The sequence below is a fragment of the Pedobacter sp. P26 genome (assembly GCF_050632135.1).
Taxonomy (GTDB): domain Bacteria; phylum Bacteroidota; class Bacteroidia; order Sphingobacteriales; family Sphingobacteriaceae; genus Pedobacter.
On record NZ_CP192574.1, the window covers coordinates 3,917,215 to 3,934,455 of the forward strand.

A 17,241-nucleotide genomic window follows, 5' to 3' on the forward strand; every position below is an offset into this window, starting at 1 on the left:
GCTCAACAAAAAAAGAAATGCAAATTACAAACACATATTACTTTGGTTACTTTTACTATTTTAGTAAGAGCCGGGGCTAATATGCAAAAAGATATATAACAATATTAAAATGTATAAAAAAGTCCCGGCAAACAGCCGGGACTTTTTTGTTTTAACGCAAAAATGGAAACGAAAAAACGTGTAGCAATTCAGGGTATTAAAGCATCTTTTCACGAAGAAGCCGCCTACAAATTCTTTGGTAAAGACATTGAAACTGTTGAGTGTAATTCTTTTAAGGAAACCTGCGACAAGCTGGAGAAAAGCGATGCCGACTTTGTGGTAATGGCTATCGAAAACTCTATCGCCGGCAGTTTATTGCCAAACTATACGCTGATCAGAGATTTTGGTTTTTCGGTTGTGGGCGAAGTTTACTTACCTATTCAGTTGCACTTAATGGCACTACCGGGCGTAAAGTTTGAGGATATTAAAGTGGTTACTTCACACCCTATCGCCATTCGCCAGTGTATTGATTTCTTTTACGATTACCCACACATTAAAATTGTAGAGAGCAACGATACCGCTGCCTGCGCAAAACGGATCCAGGAAGAGCAATTAACAGATACCATGGCCATTGCAAACAGCTTAGCTGCTGAACTTTACGGATTAAACATTTTGGAACGCCGGGTAGAATCGAACAAGAAAAATTACACCCGTTTTCTGATCCTTAAAAAAGACAAAACAGACGAAGGAAAAAAATAAACAAAGCATCAATCTGTTTTCAGGTTGGACACAAGGCAGGCTCATTGGCAACTGTGTTAAATATTTTCGCAGAACAAGAGGTAAGCTTAACAAAAATACAATCTATGCCTGTTTTAGGTAAAAGAAACGAGTATTACTTTTACGTTGATTTAGAATGGCCAAGTACCGAAAAGTATGATAAGGCCATTAGAAAGGCATTAAAATATACATCAAACTTTAATATCCTGGGAGAGTACCAGAAGAATGATAAAGTGTAAAAAGTCAGGAATCCTAAGTCAGGAGTCCAAAGACAAATAGAGGAACATTCAAACTTGTAATAATAAAATAATTAAAATATAACTTCAGACTTCCGACTAGGGACTCTGGACTTTAAACAAACCCGTCATCATGAAACTTAATTTAAACATTCAGCCTTTAAACACCTGGTTAAACGTAAACAACGAACCATTAATCATTTCTGGTCCTTGTAGTGCAGAAACTGAAGAACAATTATTAACTACAGCACATTTATTGGCTGCTACCGGTAAAGTATCGGTATTGAGAGCTGGTATCTGGAAACCCCGTACCCGCCCGGGAGAATTCGAAGGTATCGGAAGCATTGGTTTAGAGTGGTTAAAACGTGCTAAAGCAGAAACAGGCTTACCAACGGCTGTTGAAGTTGCCAATGCAAAACACGTTGAAGAGGCTTTAGCAGCTGGTGTAGATATCCTTTGGATTGGTGCACGTTCTACGGTAAATCCTTTCACTGTTCAGGAAATTGCTGATGCTTTAAAAGGCCATGATGTTCCGGTGCTAATCAAAAATCCGGTTAACCCAGATTTACAGTTATGGATCGGTGCAATTGAGCGTATCAATGGCGCAGGAATTACTAAAATCGGGGCTATTCACCGCGGTTTCTCATCATTCGAGAAAAGTTCTTTCCGCAATGAACCGATGTGGGAACTTGCAATCCAGTTAAAAACACTTTGTCCTGAATTACCGATCATTAACGATCCAAGTCACATTTGTGGTAACCGTGAACTGATCCCTTACATTTCTCAAAAAGCATTGGATTTAGATATGCAGGGTTTAATGATCGAATCGCACGTAGATCCTTCTGTTGCCTGGACAGATGCTAAACAGCAAGTTACACCAGCTGCTTTAGCTGAATTGGTAGATCGTTTAACGGTACGTGAACCGGAAGCACCAAACGAAGCTTTCGCTGATAAATTGGCTGATCTACGTAAATCAATCGATAAAATTGATGATATCTTATTACAGAAATTAGGTGAACGGATGGCTATTGTAGAGAAAATCGGTGAGTTTAAACGTGATAATCAGGTAACTATTTTACAGGTTAACCGTTGGGATGCCATCATTAAAAAAGGTCACGCTTTTGCAAAAGCTTTAAAATTAGACTTAAACTTTACCGAGAAATTCTTAGAATTAATGCACGGTGAATCAATCCGTAAGCAAACTGAGATTATGAATGCTGGTAAAGCTGAAAAAGGCATTGCTGCAGAGCAACATACTGAGGTTAAAGCATAATAAGGTAGAGGGTTTGAAGGTTTAAGGTGGAGGGTAAAGTCTAAATCTTAAAAACAAAGATCTTTAAAAAGGTAAAGGTTTAAGGCAGAGGTTGAAACCCAACCTTAAAAAGATATCCTCTCTATATAACATTATTGATGTGGTGTCAGGTGTTTCCATCTGACACTTACATTTAAGAATAAAAACAGAATAAAATGTCGAAAAACGCCTTAGTTTCTTTTAAAGGAACCAGGAATATCAATACGGAAATCCAATTAACAGGCTCGAAAAGCGAATGCAATAGAGCCCTGATTATTAGCGCATTAAGCAAAAAACTGGTTAAAGTTGAAAACCTTTCTAATGCTGCCGATACGGTAACCTTAAATGGGATACTAAACAAGTTGGGAGTTGAGACTAGTGAGTTGGGAGCAGACTCCAAACTGAAAACTGCGAACTCCGAACTGGTTGACGTTGGCCCTGCAGGTACTGCTATGCGTTTCTTATCGGCCTATCTTTCGGCAAAAAATGGTAATTTTTTACTTACGGGAACAGAACGGATGAAGCAGCGTCCCATTGGTATATTGGCAGAGGCTTTAAAAACCATCGGTGCTGATATTTCTTATGCAGAGGCTGAAGGTTTTCCGCCATTGAATATTGTTGGTCCATTGGATCAAAAAACTGCCCAGGTAAAGATTAAAGGCGATATCAGCAGTCAATATATTTCGGCTTTGCTGATGATTGCTCCTATCCTACCTCAGGGTTTAACTTTAGAAATTGAAGGTGAACTTACTTCTAAACCGTATGTAGATATGACTTTAGATATGTTGGCTGAAGTTGGTATTGAACATAACTGGAACGGAAATTCAATTTCCATTAAACCACAGACTTTTAAACCAGGCACTTTGGTTGTAGAACCCGACTGGAGTGCGGCATCATACTGGTACAGCATTGCAGCTCTGGCAGATGAAGCTGAAATTAGTTTACCTGCTTTAAAAGAAAAAAGTTTGCAGGGCGATAGCCAGATCAAGAATATCATGAAGATTTTTGGCATTGCTACCAGTAAAACCGATAAAGGAATCGCCATTAGCAATTTAGGCCTTACTTTAGATACCAAAGAAGTTTTGGACTTAAAAACCTGCCCGGATTTAGCACAAACTATCGTAGTTATTGCAGCAGCTTTGGGTAAGAATATGTCTTTTACAGGCTTAGAAACACTAAAAATAAAAGAAACAGACCGTATTGCGGCCCTTCAGAATGAATTAGCCAAAATAGGCGTTACTTTTACAGAAGATAATCTGGTTTATACTTTAAATACGGATAACCTTCATTTTCCTGATCAAGTTACTTTTGCAACTTACGAGGACCACCGTATGGCAATGGCTTTTGCACCACTTGCACTGTTGATTAACGAAGTTGAAATTGAAGAAATGCAGGTAGTAGAAAAATCTTATCCTTATTATTGGGAAGATTTGAAAAAAGCGGGATTTGAGGTGAGAGAGATTTGAGCACTCAGATCTGAGATGTGAGACACGAAATGTGAGTGAATGCATCAGGATTAAGATACAAAATAAATTAAGACAACTAAATAACACCTACGAGGTTTTAGGGTTTGAGTGATAAATCTCAAATCTAACATCCTAAATAGTTTAAACTAAAACACTGAAGTTCAGATATGGTAAACCGGGTATTTCTCAAATCTCATATCTAGCTTCTCACCTCTAAATAATATGGCAGGCAACTCATTCGGACAACTTTTTCGCATCACTACTTTTGGCGAATCTCATGGCGTAGCCATTGGGGTAATTATTGATGGCTGTCCGGCGCAATTGGATATTGATATGGATTTCATCCAATCAGAACTCGACAAACGTAAACCGGGTCAATCCAAAATCACCACGCAAAGAAAAGAAAGCGATACCGTTCAGATTTTATCGGGTGTATTTGAAGGAAAAAGTACCGGGACACCAATTACCTTGCTTATCCCAAACGAAGATCAGCGTTCAAAAGATTATGGCCATAATGTTGATGTTTACCGTCCCAGCCATGCCGATTATGTTTACGATGCGAAATACGGTATCCGCGATCACCGAGGTGGCGGACGCTCTTCTGCCCGCGAAACAGCAGCCCGTGTTGCAGCCGGAGCAATTGCAAAACTGTTTTTAAAGCAACAGGGTATTGAAATTTTTGCCCATGTAACCTCTGTAGGCGCTATTGATGCACCAAATTTAGAAAGCAATGATTTATCGTTGCTTTTAAACGTCAGAGAAGATAATATTGTGCGCTGTGCTGATCCGGCAACAGCACACGAAATGATTGAGTTTATCGATTCGGTTAGAAAAGATGGCGATACCGTAGGCGGCAAAATCGGCTGCGTAATAAAAGGTTGTCCGGCTGGTTTAGGCGAGCCTGTTTTTGACAAACTACATGCTGATTTAGGTAAAGCCATGCTCAGCATTAACGCCGTTCATGGTTTCGAATATGGTTCTGGCTTTGCCGGAAGTGAATTAAGAGGATCGCAACACAACGATATCCCTCAGCCAAAAGCTGCTGATTCTAAAGTTTTTAAAACCACAACTAATTATGCCGGTGGCATTCTGGGTGGCATTTCTAATGGGATGGATATTACCTTTAAAGTGGCATTCAAACCTGTAGCAACCATTATGCATAACCAACAAACCATAAATGCAGCTGGCGAAGCTTCGGAAATTAAAGGCAAAGGCCGACATGATCCCTGTGTGGTACCCAGAGCAGTAGTAATTGTTGAGGCTATGGCTGCACTGGTTTTAGCCGATCAGTTTTTAAGAAACAAAGCAATTGTGATTTAATTTTCGCAAATGAGAACCATCACCTTTTTATTACTATTGGTCAGCATGAATAGCTTTGCACAAAGTTATGCTGAGCAGATTGCAAAACACCGTGAAACCTATAAATTGGATTTCATTAAAGATGAACGGTCACCGCTCAAGAAAGACGACCTGCAAAACCTTCACTTTTATAATGCTGACAGTACGTATAAAATTTTGGCTGATGTAGAAATACTGAAGAATGAAAAAGTTTTCAAAATGCCTACTTTCAATGGTTCAAGCAGCGATTACTATAAATATGCACACGTAAACTTTGTTTTGGCTAACAAGAAAATTCAAATGACTTTATATAAAAGCATTTCTTTGTCAAACAACCCAATTTATAAAGATCATCTATTTTTGCCTTTTACTGATGAAACCAACAATAAGGAAACTTATGGTGGTGGCAGGTACATCGATCTGGATGCAAAAGAAATCGTAGATAATTACATTGAAATCGATTTTAATAAAGCCTACAACCCTTACTGTGCCTATAGTAATGGATACCGCTGCCCTGTACCACCGGAAGAAAACGACCTGCAATTGGGCGTAAAAGCTGGCGAGAAATTATACACTGGAGAAAAGAAACACCAAAAATAAAAGTTAATATCACATTTATCTATAAACTAATCTCTGGATCATACAAAATCCACATTTTAACTTAAGGCTAAGTAAAAAATACCTTTTCTCTAAATAAATCAATAGGTAAGCAGTTTTTTTTATCTTTTCACCAAAATTTAAATCATTTCAGTAATAAACTGATTATAATCCCTTTAAAAATTAGCTAAAACACTTAAAGCCGGTTTAAAAATTAAATAAAATTTATTTCCTATGTCAGTCTGAGCGTAGTCGAAGACCATTTCAACGCATAATAAAGCAATCGACTACGCTAACATAGACAGAATCCATTAACATGTCGTCATTCCCGCAAAGGCAGGAATCTTAAAGCGCTTGCATGACGATTATTCATAAGTTTCCCTTGTTTCAAAGGCATTCATGAGCACTCCGTGGTTCCCAATCGAGTTGCGAATGACGATCTCTCGCAGCCAACCATTTTGCCAAAAAGATCTGTCTTTTATATTGATTTTATGAAATAACTATCCCTCAGTGTGACAGCAAAAAGCCATTTATATTTGTTATAAAAATTTAAACAGGCTCCTAATTTATACGCCAGCTATTGCTCCATTAAAAGAGTGAAGGGTATTTAGTTGGATTTGCATCATGCATCATCTGGTAAATGGTTTCTATAACATCATCAACGGATGGTTTACTGAAATAATCACCGTCTGATCCAAATGGTGGACGATGCGCTTTAGCCGATAATGTTTTTGGCTGGCCATCTAAATGGAAATAACCTTTTTGTTCTTCCAGAACCTTTTGCAGGATATATGCAGATGCACCTCCCGGAACATCCTCATCTACTATAAGTAATTTATTGGTTTTAGCAAGCGAGTTTACACAAACCTGTGTAGTATCGAAAGGCAAGAGCGTTTGCGGATCTATAATTTCTACAGAAATACCCAATAAGCTCAATTCTTCTGCTGCCTCCTGAACAATTCTTAATGAAGAACCGTAAGATATTACGGTAATATCAGTTCCTTCTTCCAAAACCTCCGCTTTGCCTAATGGAACAGTAAAATCGCCGACATTACCTGGTAGCTTTTCTTTAAGTCTGTAACCGTTTAAACATTCAATTACTATTGCAGGTTCGTCAGCCCTGAAAAGGGTGTTGTACATGCCGGCAGCTTGCGTCATATTTCTTGGTACGCATAAATGCATCCCTCTTAAAGCACCTAAAATCATGCTGATTGGAGAGCCCGAATGCCAGATCCCTTCCAACCGATGGCCGCGTGTCCGCACAATAACCGGTGCTTTTTGAATTCCTTTGGTACGGTAGGAAAGCGAAGCCAAATCGTCGCTAAGTACATTTAATGCAAAAATTAAATAATCAAGGTATTGTATTTCGGCTATCGGTTTTAAACCCCTCATGGCCAGACCAATACCCTGCCCCATAATGGTCATTTCTCTAATTCCGGTATCGGTAATCCTTAATTCACCATATTTGGCCTGTAATCCTGCAAAACCTTGATTTACATCACCAATATTTCCCAGATCTTCTCCAAAAGCAACTAAACGAGGATCGCGGGCAAAGTTTTCATTAAAACAGGCATTGAGCACCTCCCTACCGTCAACCATTTTCGATTGCTCATCATATACAGCATTAACCACTGCAATCATATCCGGACTTTCTTTGCCGTCAGTATGCAGTTTAGAATTGTATCGGTCGTGGTTAAACTTAGACTGCTGCTTGTACCAGGCTAAAAGTTCATTACGTTCGCGAGAGCTAAAACTGGCCGATAAGCGTATGGCTTTGCGTACAGCAGTAAAAACCTCCCGACGTTGTGCATCGGCAGTTGAGGCCAGATTTGCGGCAATTTTAGCCAGTTCGGGTTGATGTTTAGCTAAACCGCCGATTAAATCAATAACTTGCTTTTGTTCTGGTTTAATATTATCCAAAAACTCGTTCCAGGCTTCCTTTTGTGCATTACGCACAAAAACCTTGGCATTCTTCTCAACCTCTGCAATTTCCTCTTCTGTTGCTACCGCCGAATCGAGCATCCACGCACGCATTTTCTGAATACAATCGTATTCTGTTTCCCAAGATAACCGGTCTTTTGATTTGTACCTTTCGTGCGAACCAGAGGTAGAATGCCCCTGAGGCTGAGTAAGTTCGGTAACGTGAATTAAAACAGGTACATGTTCGTCTCTGCAAACATTTATCGCTTTTTCATATACCTCGCATAAAGCCGGATAATCCCAGCCTTTTACCTTATAAATTTCATAACCTGGTTGATCAGCATTACGCTGAAAACCTTTTAAAACCTCAGAAATATCTTCTTTGGTCGTTTGATATTTTGCCGGAACTGAAATACCATAGGCATCATCCCAAATAGAAACGGCCATCGGTATCTGTAAAACACCTGCAGCATTAATGGCTTCAAAAAATACACCCTCCGAAGTTGATGCATTACCGATAGTACCAAAAGCAACCTCATTTCCGTCTACAGAAAAGTGTTTTAAGTAATCGAGTTCTTTATTTTGTCTAAATAATTTAGAAGCATAAGCTAAACCAACCAAGCGGGCCATCTGGCCACCGGTTGGTGAAATATCTGATGAGCAGTTTTTAATCTGTGTTAAATCGTTCCAGCTACCATCTTCATTAACAGATTTTGTTGCAAAATGACAGTTCATTTGTCTACCGCCTGAAAATGGATCAGCGCCCTCGGTTGGATTGGCGTAAAGCTGTGCAAAAAATTCTTTAATGGTAGAAATACCTGTTGCAAAGGCGAAAGTTTGATCGCGGTAATAACCTGAGCGCCAATCTCCGTTTTTAAAAGCCTTTGCCATAGCCAACTGCGGCACCTCTTTACCATCGCCAAAAATACCAAATTTAGCCTTCCCTGTTAATACTTCTCTGCGGCCTAAAATGCTGGCCTGCCTACTTTCAAAGGCTATTTTATAGTCATTTATAACGATAGATTTAAAATCGTTAAAACTGAGTTCAGAAGCATCAATAGCGTTGGTCATCAATTTTTCATTCGGCATAGTAATCAAAGATTGGTTGCGGCAAATATATACAAAATTAAAAGTTTGCCTTTATCCTCTATTGTAAAATTATATATCGATTTGTAAAATATATTTGGAATAGTTTTTGTTTTAGTAGGAAAACATTAAATTTGTTATAGAATTTTAAAAAATAAATTACAGCCACATAACATGAAAAAGATCTTAGTATTATTCGCTTTTGTTTTAGGTTTAGGTGTTGCAGTAAATGCACAAACCAAGCCTGCAGAGTTTAAATTCGAATCGGAAACTCACGATTTCGGTAAAATTGTTTTAAACAAACCAGTAACTTACGATTTCAAATACACGAACATTGGCGAAGCGCCTTTAATTATTACCAAAGCTGAAGCTAGTTGCGGATGTACAGTCCCTAAATACACTTCTACTCCATTAAAAAAGGGTGAAACAGGTGTAATTTCGGTAACATTTAACGCTGCTGCTGGTCCTTCTACTTTTTCGAAAGCCGTAACCATTACTTCAAATGCTAAAACACCAATTAAAGTGCTTTATATCAAAGGTGAAACGGTTGCCGCATCTTCAAAATAATTTTTAAACGATAATATTTAAAAAGTCCCGATTTTCATCGGGACTTTTTTATTTTTGTGCCATGCCAAAAATTTCACAAAAAGGTGTGCAGATGCCTGCATCGCCAATCAGAAAGTTAACCCCATTTGCAGATCAAGCTAAAAAAGATGGTAAAAAAGTTTTCCATTTAAATATTGGTCAGCCAGACATAGAAACACCAGAAGGAATGTTAAACGCCATTAAAAACATTGATTTTAATGTTTGGGCTTATACGCCATCTGAAGGTACACTTGCATATCGTTTAAAACTGACAGAATACTATAATAAACTCGGCTACAATATTACGCCAGAAAATATACTGGTAACTGTTGGTGGCTCTGAAGCCATCACCATTGCCATGCAAACCTGCGTAAACGAGGGTGATGAAATTATCATTCCAGAACCTTTTTATGCCAATTACAATGGCTTTGCCTGTATGAGCAATGTAGTCGTAAAACCAATCCTTTCTTACATTGAAAATGGTTTTGCATTACCACCGATTGCTGAATTCGAAAAATTGATTACTGAAAAAACCAAAGCGATTATTATCTGCAATCCTAATAATCCTACTGGTTATTTATATTCAAGAGCAGAATTAGAAGCTTTAAAAACACTTTGTGTTAAATACGATCTGTTTTTATTCTCTGATGAAGCTTATCGCGAATTCTGTTATGATGGACGGGAATTTATCTCCCCCATGCATTTAGACGGTTTAGATGAAAATGTGGTTATTATGGATACGGTTTCTAAACGTTACAGCGCTTGTGGTGCTCGTTTAGGCTGTTTAATTACTAAAAATAAAGAGGTTATTTCTTCAGGATTAAAATTTGCGCAGGCAAGATTAAGCCCGGGCATGGTTGAACAAATTGCCGGTGCAGCAGCTGTTGATACGCCGGATAGTTATTTTGAAAAAGTAAATACCGAGTATACTTTACGCCGTAATACTTTGGTTGGTCGGTTAAATAATATCGAAGGCGTTTTCTGTCCTAATCCGGGCGGAGCGTTTTACGTAGTAGCAAAATTCCCTATTGATGATGCTGATAAATTCTGTCAATGGATTTTAGAGGATTTTAGCCATAATAACCAAACAGTAATGATGGCCCCTGCAACTGGTTTCTACTCTACCCCAGGTTCTGGTAAAAACGAGGTTCGTATGGCATACGTATTAAATACCGATGATTTAAATGCAGCTATGGACTGTTTGGAAGTAGCATTGAAGCAATACCCCGGAAGAGTAGGTTAATTGTATATAAATTATTTAAACCGGTTAATTGTTGAGCGCTAGTTCAATTTAAACAATTAACCGGTTAAATAGTTAAGAAAGTATAAGCAGAATTAAAAGACTCTATTTCAACTATTCATTCACTCCTGTTGCATGGGAGTTAATCTGATAACGGCTCTATTTTAGTAAAACAATAAGCGGGCTGCATTGGTTTTGAAATCATGACAGCATTTAACATTGAAATAGACCATAATGATCAGGTAATCACCTTAACCATTATCCCAAAAGCTGATTATTTTAAGATTGTTTATTCAGGAGGTATTTTAGGAGCAATAAAAAAACAGGAATCTGACTGGATCTTACTCAAAGCAGAAGAGATTGATCCTGGAGAACGCGCACATGCATTGACCGGAAACAGTCACCTTTCCCTCGGTGTGGCCGAGATCAACCAGATCTCTGGCGCAATCGAAAACTACCTACTATAGTTAGAATAACATAAGGTAAAATGTACTCAAAAAATTAGTTAGTAACACCTATTTTCTACTATTCCATTCTTTATTTAACTAAATGCTCTGTTGAAAAGCACTGGCATTTTAGCACAAATTCACTTTGCCTTACTCCTTTCATCAACCTTACGGCCAAGAACAACATTTTCCTATATAAATAATATTTGTCTTCATGTTAATAATCATCGACATCCAGACTGATCTAAATAAAGCTTCGCATAATTAACCCCTGCTATATAATTTTCTGTATGATGCATAAAAGCATCCCATTGCTCACCATTAAATATCCTTGAATAGTCCATCCTGCCTTCTTAAATCAAATGACATCCTAATACCAGCAAAAAAAATTGCTAAAATTAAGTTTCACCACGTTAGCGGTCCGTTTTACCACGTTAATACCAAAAAAGGAAAATAAAAGCTTAGAATTAAGCAAAGCGGCTACCAGATAAATGATGTACGAACTTATCAGCTTCAGGGAAACGATATTAGATGCCATTAAAGTTGGCGCTGCATATCAATGGTCCGGTAAGGAACTGCAAAATGAAATTTTAAAAGGAAAGTAAACGAATAATCAGTTCCATTCAGCATAATGTTACGCAAATGGCGCCTGATAGATCAAAAGCCTATATAAGACAACATCAAAGAGGGTTGATACAATTAATGGATGAGTTAGCAGCCATGATAGGTGAGGATAACCTTAACGCTTGTCAAAAAAACAAAAATGAAGAAATTAGTAGCATAGTAAATCTACTCAACCAAATGGTTTTAGATCTTCAGCAATATTTACCCTATTATTTTGACTATGGTTGCCCTGTTTCCTTATCCACCCAGAAACAACTGTTATTAAATATTGCAGAAAATTCCAGCCAGGTCCTGAAAAACCTTGAAGAACGGGATGCCGATAATGAAACCATCGCCGTTTTTAAGCTTATCTTCGAAAACCTTAATAGCGGTCCGGGGCGTTTCACTTTCGAACAGGTTACATATCTACGTGATTTTTTTGAGTCGCTTAAAATAGCATTGAATAAATTTGCACCACCTTTGGATATTCCTGAGATTATCCTACTGCTCGTCTCCTTAAACTTTAATCACCCATCTTTTTATCATTCCTGCTGCAGCCATTTTAATCGTGAACTTCAAAAATGCGAAAGCATTAGCGATCAATATAGATTAATTCATTTCTTTAAAAAACTCATTGGGCAGGTTTTTAAAACCATAAGTATACCATATAATAGAAATCTGCCCAATATTGACGAATCATTACTAAGATATATTAAAAGTGAAATCAGCTACCTCAAATCAATAGATACCCTAGCTGAAGACCTGAGTGATGGTGGTATTTTAGACAGCAATTTTAAAGTAACCTTCACTGTAAAGCAGCTTGCTATATTTATCCGCCTTCAAGTTGAGGCGGGAATCATCACCACCCATAGCCCCAAAGCATTGCATCAATATGTTACGAAACACTATAGTACTGCAGAAAAAGATATCATCTCAGAAAAAAGCTTTAAAAATGCATACTACGGAAATGTTGGAAACGATGTTCAAAAAGTGATCAAAAAAATCAGCACCATGTTGGGCATTGCAGAAGACAAATATTAACCAAGAAGATTTAACAAATCCTTCCTGCGTAAAAAATCAACAAATTCAAAATACCAATGCTCTGAATAGTCATCCAGTTCAGGTAATTCTTTTTGGTTGGCTCCAATAATATCCAGAATTGTAAAAAAACCCATTAGTTTACTTCTAAGCTTAAAATTCTCAGAAAGTGGAAGTTCCGCAATTGGCAGATTAAGGAGAAAGTGATTTGATTGGGAAAAGCTATCCATAAAAAGCGTGGGTTAACCCGATATCCGCTTTAGAGGCACCGCAAAATGCCCAGACACAAGATAAACAGGCACCCACGCATAGCGTAGGCAACCATCTATTTTTTCCTGTGTCTTTTGAAGTTTTGCGGTTTTCTAAAACAGTAAAATAGCTGTCGCTACAATATCAATATGTAATTAATTTTTATTTCATGGCTCAAATATAACAGATCTGAGCCTTTTTATTCCTTTAAAACAAAAAAATAAAGGGGTTGCCGGAGGTTGCTCGATCAGCAACTTGACAAACTTGAAAATATGCATTTCTTTACCCTTAAAAACAGGTTATGGAAAAAGAACAATACCTCTCCAAATTATCGTCCTATCAAAAACTTTCGGTAGGCCTCAGCGCATATCTTAATTATGCGGTGTACCAAACTAATTTTAGTAAAATGGAAAAAATTTCACTTGACAGCATGGAGCCAGGCAGTTTTTGTTACCTGGCCAAAGGCAGTGGAAGATTATTTATTTATGATATTGAAAACGAGCAACAAATTACTATCCTTTTCTTCCAGGCCCAGGATATGTTACCTGATCTTAAATCTATCTCTAAGTATGTGCAAGGTCAGCTTTTCATGCAATTTCCAGAAGATACCGAACTGCTTAGCATCCCCAATAAACACACCGATAACATACATAAACTATTCCGCGAATCCGCCACTTTAATTACCGAAATAAACGCAGAAATACTTGCAAAAATAATCATCATATCTACGGCGCTAAAAATCCACGATGCAGACCAGCGACTTGATAAACTAATTGAATCTTTCCCAACAGTTTTTAGCCAAATTGCAGTAAAAGATGTTGCATCATACCTGGGAATTCATAGCAGTACGCTGAGTGCGATGAGGAATAAAAACAAAAAACATATACAATAATTCAAGTTGCTCCTTACTAAATAATACCATTATAACCCACTTAGCTGTCATATTTTTTCTAAAAGTTACCGTTTTTTCCCATCTGGATGTGAGGCGATTTAGAAGGCAATAATCCAATTTCGGAATAGCAAAGAAAGTTGGATATGAAAACAAAGGTACCACAGGTTATTTCAGCAGCATTTATTTTGCTCTGGGTATATACAGCAGGAAGCAAGTTGGCCGACTTCCAGTCTTACAAACAGGAAATGAATCTACAGGTTTTCAGTCCAGATTTTACAGCTGTACTATTAAACGCAATACCATTGATTGAAATACTATCTGCAATACTGTTATTGATCAAAAAAACCAATCAGTTGGGCTTAGTCTTATCGCTCTTACTCATGCTCGCTTTTACGGGATATATTGTGCTCATTATTTCAGGGTATTTCCCCAAAACACCATGCAGTTGTGGTGGAGTAATTAAAGCAATGGGCTGGAAAGCTCACCTCATTTTCAATATTTTTTTTCTTAGCGCTGCAATTCTCTCACTATTTATTAAACTAAAGCTGGAGGTACGCGACAAAGATTAAGGTTAAACAATGGATCTGGCCAGGCCAAAAATAAGAACCACAAGCTGTATTGATGGCCAAGAAAAAACAAACAGCCGGGCTAGCTGCTTAAGCCCTATTTGATAAGCAGAATATCAAACTAAAAAAAACATGTTAAAAAAATCAATTTAGGCTTTGCAGCCCTCGTTTTGGGGTTCGGCCTTAATCGCTACACAAAGTGCTTTTACAACTAAAGCAACTACTTTCTGGGCCTACCAACCTAATGCAAGCAATAATTTAAGGGATTACACCAAGTATATCCATACCTCAACACCTTCAGCCCAGTGCACAGAAGATAATGAGCCATTACCTTGTGTTATTGAAGTTCCGGAAACAGTTACCTCCCAAACAGATCTTCAAGATTTTTTTGTGGGAAAAACCAATAGCGATATACTTGCATTATCAGCAGAGCGCACACCAGAACAATAGTCTTAAAATTAGTGGGGAAATTTTCCCCACTAATTTTATCTCGGATTTTGCTGAATACCACTTATTGAGATAATATCCTGAGGAATTTCCAGGGCATATCTTTTATCATTTGGATTTAGTTCATAGTTAATTCCATTTGCAGTTCTTCTCAACGTAATATTTGCTCCCTCAAGATTAAACCGCTTTAAATCAGACCACCTCAAGCCCCTCATAACAAGCTCCTTCCTACGCTCTTTTAAAATCACACCTAAAATATCCAATGAATTTACCGTATAAGGAATGTAAGTACCACTTTTGAAACGTTTTATCAATAGGGTATTCAGATCATCTACCGCATTTTGGAGATTTCCTAAACGGGCATTACATTCAGCCCGGATGAGGTATTGCTCATCAATTGTAACACCGGGAAATACACCCTGTCCTGCCCTGTAACTCCCTCTCCAGCCGAAGGTTCCGTTATTGTTATTTTTAAAATAAAGAACTTTCCTCAAATCGTTATCTGCATATTGGGTAATCAAATCTGCAACAATCTTTGCTCTTGAATTATTCAGAATCTGCGGAATAGCAGCAGCAGATTCATAAATAACCTCGGCATTGAACCTGGTAAAAGGAAATGCAGGCGTATTACTAATCAGGTTATAATCCAATAAAACAGCTTTAACCTTAATACATGAATCTGCATATAAAGCTGCTTTTCTGTAATCTCTCATACTGAGGTAAACACGGGCAAGAAAGCCAAACGAAGCCTGCCTACCTGGACGGAGCGCATGTACTGATAATTTTGGCAGCAAGCGATTAGCTTCAAGAAGATCATAAAGAACATAACTGTAGCCTTTGGCCACAGATGACCTGACCGAAGCTTTGTTAAAATCGGTCGATTCCCTTATCACAGGCCCTAAATCGTTATCCGCAGTATTACTATCATACCCAACAGACCACAGTTGCAAGATATTGTAGTAAGCACGCGCACGATTAAAATATGCCTGCCCTTTTATATTGTCGTATTGGGCAGCGTTTGAAGAAATCCGCTCAATTTTCTCAAGATTCTCCAGAACCGTATTGGCGGTATAAATTAACGTGTACAGGTATTCCCAGTCATTGGGAAAATTTACACTTGTAAATAAATTATCCTTCTCCCAAGTATAAAGCCTCCTATTTTGCTCAGATGATAAACTGTTCAGGTCTGCATCAGTAACAAAATAGTCATCAGCACTAACCTCAGCCGCACCCGGATCTACAGCATTGTTCAAATTTTCGTTGTTCAGTAAAGCCTGCAGATCGTCCAGTCGCTCAGGCACCGCCAGCTTCATATCAGATTTTTCATCCAAAAACTTTTTACAGCTAAGTATTGACATGGCCAGCACAATAGCTACTAGATATAATATTTTCATATAATTTATTTTAAAATTAAAGGCTTGTCCTTACGCCAATTGAAACTGTTTTAGGAGGAATTAGACCATTTAAACCAATTTCGTAATCAGGATCCAGGCCCTGTTTATTGGCTGCCCAAATCAAGCCTAAATTTGAAACTGTAGCATAAACAGTTAAACTTCTGAATACCTTTGACCTGATATTTGGGCTGTACCCCATATTGATATACTGTAACCGGATATGGTCGCCTTTTGAGATCAGTACCTCTGACCCCCTGTAAAAATTATCTCTGGCACTAACTGTGGGGTATATTTGGGAAGGTACGTCCGTGTTGAGTTCATCTCCTGGTTGTTTCCAGCGCGATCCATAATCTGCATGGCCCTGCCCCGTAGTATTCAGGTTAGCGTACTGAATTGAATTTCTTCTAAAAAAATAATCAAGCTTAAAACTAAACTGAATATTAAGTTCGAGGTTACCATATTTAAAAGCGTTCCCCAGACCACCAAATATCCTGGGCACAGCAGAACCATAATAAACCAGGTCAGAAAGCTGTGTACCCTGCCCTGTAATCAGATTATAATCCTTACTGGTATTGCCATTAAGGTAACCGATGGGATCGCCGTTAGCAGGATCTAAGCCGCCCCACCTGTAACCATATATCGAGTAAACCGGACTTCCAATTATGCCCGAAACTGAAGGTCCACCTGCAAGGCCCAAAAAATTGCTCCCCTGGTAATTTGACAATAAATATTTATCGATCTTATCCTTATAACCGCTTATATTAAAACTGCTTTTCCAGATTAACCTGCCCGGGGTATTTATCGAATTAAGCTGGATCTCCCAACCGTTTCCGCTCATCTCCGCCACGTTTTTAACAATTGATTGTCCTACACCACCAGAATAATCTAAACTTGCAATACCAAATAAATCTTTTCCTTTTTTATGGAAATACTCCAGAGAACCCGACAAGCGGTCTTTCAATATCGAGAAATCGACGCCCAGATTTGTCATTGCGGAAGTTTCCCACTTTAAAGAGGGATTTGAATAGGTACTGAATCTGGCAAATGGCAGTCCTGTATTGGTAGAATTTCCCACGTAGACGATAGTAGAA

The 17,241-nt window shown here is 38.2% G+C and carries 15 protein-coding genes and 1 pseudogene; 12 read left to right on the forward strand and 4 right to left on the reverse strand.

The window, feature by feature from the left end:
• Positions 1-162 precede the first annotated feature (162 nt).
• The 5 genes and pseudogenes from ACQ86H_RS18115 to ACQ86H_RS18135 all read left to right on the forward strand — a co-directional run bounded on the left by ACQ86H_RS18115 (position 163) and on the right by ACQ86H_RS18135 (position 5,687).
• A pseudogene (locus ACQ86H_RS18115) lies at positions 163-995 on the forward strand (prephenate dehydratase).
• Between the two features lie 130 nt (positions 996-1,125).
• Entirely contained in the window at positions 1,126-2,265 is a 1,140-nt protein-coding gene (locus tag ACQ86H_RS18120) for a chorismate mutase (protein WP_055907066.1), read from the forward strand.
• A 194-nt stretch (positions 2,266-2,459) separates the two neighbouring features.
• The gene (gene aroA, locus ACQ86H_RS18125; protein WP_431292012.1) at positions 2,460-3,749 is read left to right on the forward strand and encodes a 3-phosphoshikimate 1-carboxyvinyltransferase; all 1,290 of its coding nucleotides are present in this window, start codon (positions 2,460-2,462) and stop codon (positions 3,747-3,749) included.
• Positions 3,750-3,971: 222 nt separating this feature from the next.
• The gene (aroC, locus tag ACQ86H_RS18130; protein WP_431292013.1) at positions 3,972-5,069 is read left to right on the forward strand and encodes a chorismate synthase; all 1,098 of its coding nucleotides are present in this window, start codon (positions 3,972-3,974) and stop codon (positions 5,067-5,069) included.
• Positions 5,070-5,078: 9 nt separating this feature from the next.
• The gene (locus ACQ86H_RS18135) at positions 5,079-5,687 is read left to right on the forward strand and encodes a DUF1684 domain-containing protein (protein WP_431292014.1); all 609 of its coding nucleotides are present in this window, start codon (positions 5,079-5,081) and stop codon (positions 5,685-5,687) included.
• A 585-nt stretch (positions 5,688-6,272) separates the two neighbouring features.
• Here the strand turns inward: ACQ86H_RS18135 and ACQ86H_RS18140 are convergent.
• A complete protein-coding gene (locus tag ACQ86H_RS18140; protein WP_431292015.1) occupies positions 6,273-8,693 on the reverse strand; it encodes an alpha-ketoacid dehydrogenase subunit alpha/beta in 2,421 nt (806 codons plus the stop codon).
• A 171-nt stretch (positions 8,694-8,864) separates the two neighbouring features.
• On the opposite strand from ACQ86H_RS18140, the gene ACQ86H_RS18145 reads away from it, so the two are divergent.
• From ACQ86H_RS18145 to ACQ86H_RS18160, 4 genes are all read left to right on the forward strand, one after another.
• Complete coding sequence (locus ACQ86H_RS18145) at positions 8,865-9,257, forward strand: DUF1573 domain-containing protein (protein ID WP_138823223.1); 393 nt, start codon at positions 8,865-8,867, stop codon at positions 9,255-9,257.
• Between the two features lie 61 nt (positions 9,258-9,318).
• Positions 9,319-10,518, forward strand: a complete 1,200-nt coding sequence (locus ACQ86H_RS18150) for a pyridoxal phosphate-dependent aminotransferase (RefSeq protein ID WP_138823221.1) — start codon at positions 9,319-9,321, stop codon at positions 10,516-10,518.
• A gap of 200 nt (positions 10,519-10,718) precedes the next feature.
• Positions 10,719-10,982 carry a hypothetical protein gene (locus tag ACQ86H_RS18155; RefSeq protein ID WP_431292016.1) on the forward strand — a complete coding sequence of 88 codons (264 nt, stop codon included), beginning with the start codon at positions 10,719-10,721 and terminating at the stop codon, positions 10,980-10,982.
• Positions 10,983-11,663: 681 nt separating this feature from the next.
• Positions 11,664-12,605, forward strand: coding sequence for a hypothetical protein (locus ACQ86H_RS18160; RefSeq protein ID WP_431292017.1), 942 nt, complete (start codon positions 11,664-11,666; stop codon positions 12,603-12,605).
• On the opposite strand, the gene ACQ86H_RS18165 is transcribed toward ACQ86H_RS18160, so the two are convergent.
• The gene (locus ACQ86H_RS18165; RefSeq protein WP_138823215.1) at positions 12,602-12,832 is read right to left on the reverse strand and encodes a hypothetical protein; all 231 of its coding nucleotides are present in this window, start codon (positions 12,830-12,832) and stop codon (positions 12,602-12,604) included. The genes ACQ86H_RS18160 and ACQ86H_RS18165 overlap by 4 nt on opposite strands.
• Positions 12,833-13,152: 320 nt before the next feature.
• On the opposite strand from ACQ86H_RS18165, the gene ACQ86H_RS18170 reads away from it, so the two are divergent.
• From ACQ86H_RS18170 to ACQ86H_RS18180, 3 genes are all read left to right on the forward strand, one after another.
• Complete coding sequence (locus ACQ86H_RS18170; protein ID WP_138823213.1) at positions 13,153-13,743, forward strand: hypothetical protein; 591 nt, start codon at positions 13,153-13,155, stop codon at positions 13,741-13,743.
• Positions 13,744-13,886: 143 nt separating this feature from the next.
• The gene (locus tag ACQ86H_RS18175; RefSeq protein WP_138823211.1) at positions 13,887-14,312 is read left to right on the forward strand and encodes a MauE/DoxX family redox-associated membrane protein; all 426 of its coding nucleotides are present in this window, start codon (positions 13,887-13,889) and stop codon (positions 14,310-14,312) included.
• 153 nt (positions 14,313-14,465) lie between these two features.
• Complete coding sequence (locus ACQ86H_RS18180) at positions 14,466-14,759, forward strand: hypothetical protein (protein WP_431292018.1); 294 nt, start codon at positions 14,466-14,468, stop codon at positions 14,757-14,759.
• A 35-nt stretch (positions 14,760-14,794) separates the two neighbouring features.
• On the opposite strand, the gene ACQ86H_RS18185 is transcribed toward ACQ86H_RS18180, so the two are convergent.
• Both ACQ86H_RS18185 and ACQ86H_RS18190 read right to left on the reverse strand, forming a co-directional pair.
• On the reverse strand, positions 14,795-16,150 hold the full coding sequence (locus ACQ86H_RS18185; protein WP_431292019.1) for a RagB/SusD family nutrient uptake outer membrane protein: 1,356 nt from the start codon (positions 16,148-16,150) through the stop codon (positions 14,795-14,797).
• A 16-nt stretch (positions 16,151-16,166) separates the two neighbouring features.
• Positions 16,167-17,225 carry a TonB-dependent receptor domain-containing protein gene (locus ACQ86H_RS18190; RefSeq protein ID WP_431292020.1) on the reverse strand — a complete coding sequence of 353 codons (1,059 nt, stop codon included), beginning with the start codon at positions 17,223-17,225 and terminating at the stop codon, positions 16,167-16,169.
• Between the last annotated feature and the right edge of the window lie 16 nt (positions 17,226-17,241).

Coding starts and splice junctions, on each gene's coding strand:
- ACQ86H_RS18185 (WP_431292019.1), bottom strand. CDS start 16,150: ATGAAAATATTATATCTAGTAGCTATTGTGCTGGCCATGTCAATACTT.
- ACQ86H_RS18160 (WP_431292017.1), top strand. CDS start 11,664: ATGGATGAGTTAGCAGCCATGATAGGTGAGGATAACCTTAACGCTTGT.
- ACQ86H_RS18165 (WP_138823215.1), bottom strand. CDS start 12,832: ATGGATAGCTTTTCCCAATCAAATCACTTTCTCCTTAATCTGCCAATT.
- ACQ86H_RS18170 (WP_138823213.1), top strand. CDS start 13,153: ATGGAAAAAGAACAATACCTCTCCAAATTATCGTCCTATCAAAAACTT.
- ACQ86H_RS18175 (WP_138823211.1), top strand. CDS start 13,887: ATGAAAACAAAGGTACCACAGGTTATTTCAGCAGCATTTATTTTGCTC.
- ACQ86H_RS18155 (WP_431292016.1), top strand. CDS start 10,719: ATGACAGCATTTAACATTGAAATAGACCATAATGATCAGGTAATCACC.
- ACQ86H_RS18150 (WP_138823221.1), top strand. CDS start 9,319: ATGCCAAAAATTTCACAAAAAGGTGTGCAGATGCCTGCATCGCCAATC.
- aroA (WP_431292012.1), top strand. CDS start 2,460: ATGTCGAAAAACGCCTTAGTTTCTTTTAAAGGAACCAGGAATATCAAT.
- ACQ86H_RS18120 (WP_055907066.1), top strand. CDS start 1,126: ATGAAACTTAATTTAAACATTCAGCCTTTAAACACCTGGTTAAACGTA.
- ACQ86H_RS18145 (WP_138823223.1), top strand. CDS start 8,865: ATGAAAAAGATCTTAGTATTATTCGCTTTTGTTTTAGGTTTAGGTGTT.
- ACQ86H_RS18140 (WP_431292015.1), bottom strand. CDS start 8,693: ATGCCGAATGAAAAATTGATGACCAACGCTATTGATGCTTCTGAACTC.
- aroC (WP_431292013.1), top strand. CDS start 3,972: ATGGCAGGCAACTCATTCGGACAACTTTTTCGCATCACTACTTTTGGC.
- ACQ86H_RS18135 (WP_431292014.1), top strand. CDS start 5,079: ATGAGAACCATCACCTTTTTATTACTATTGGTCAGCATGAATAGCTTT.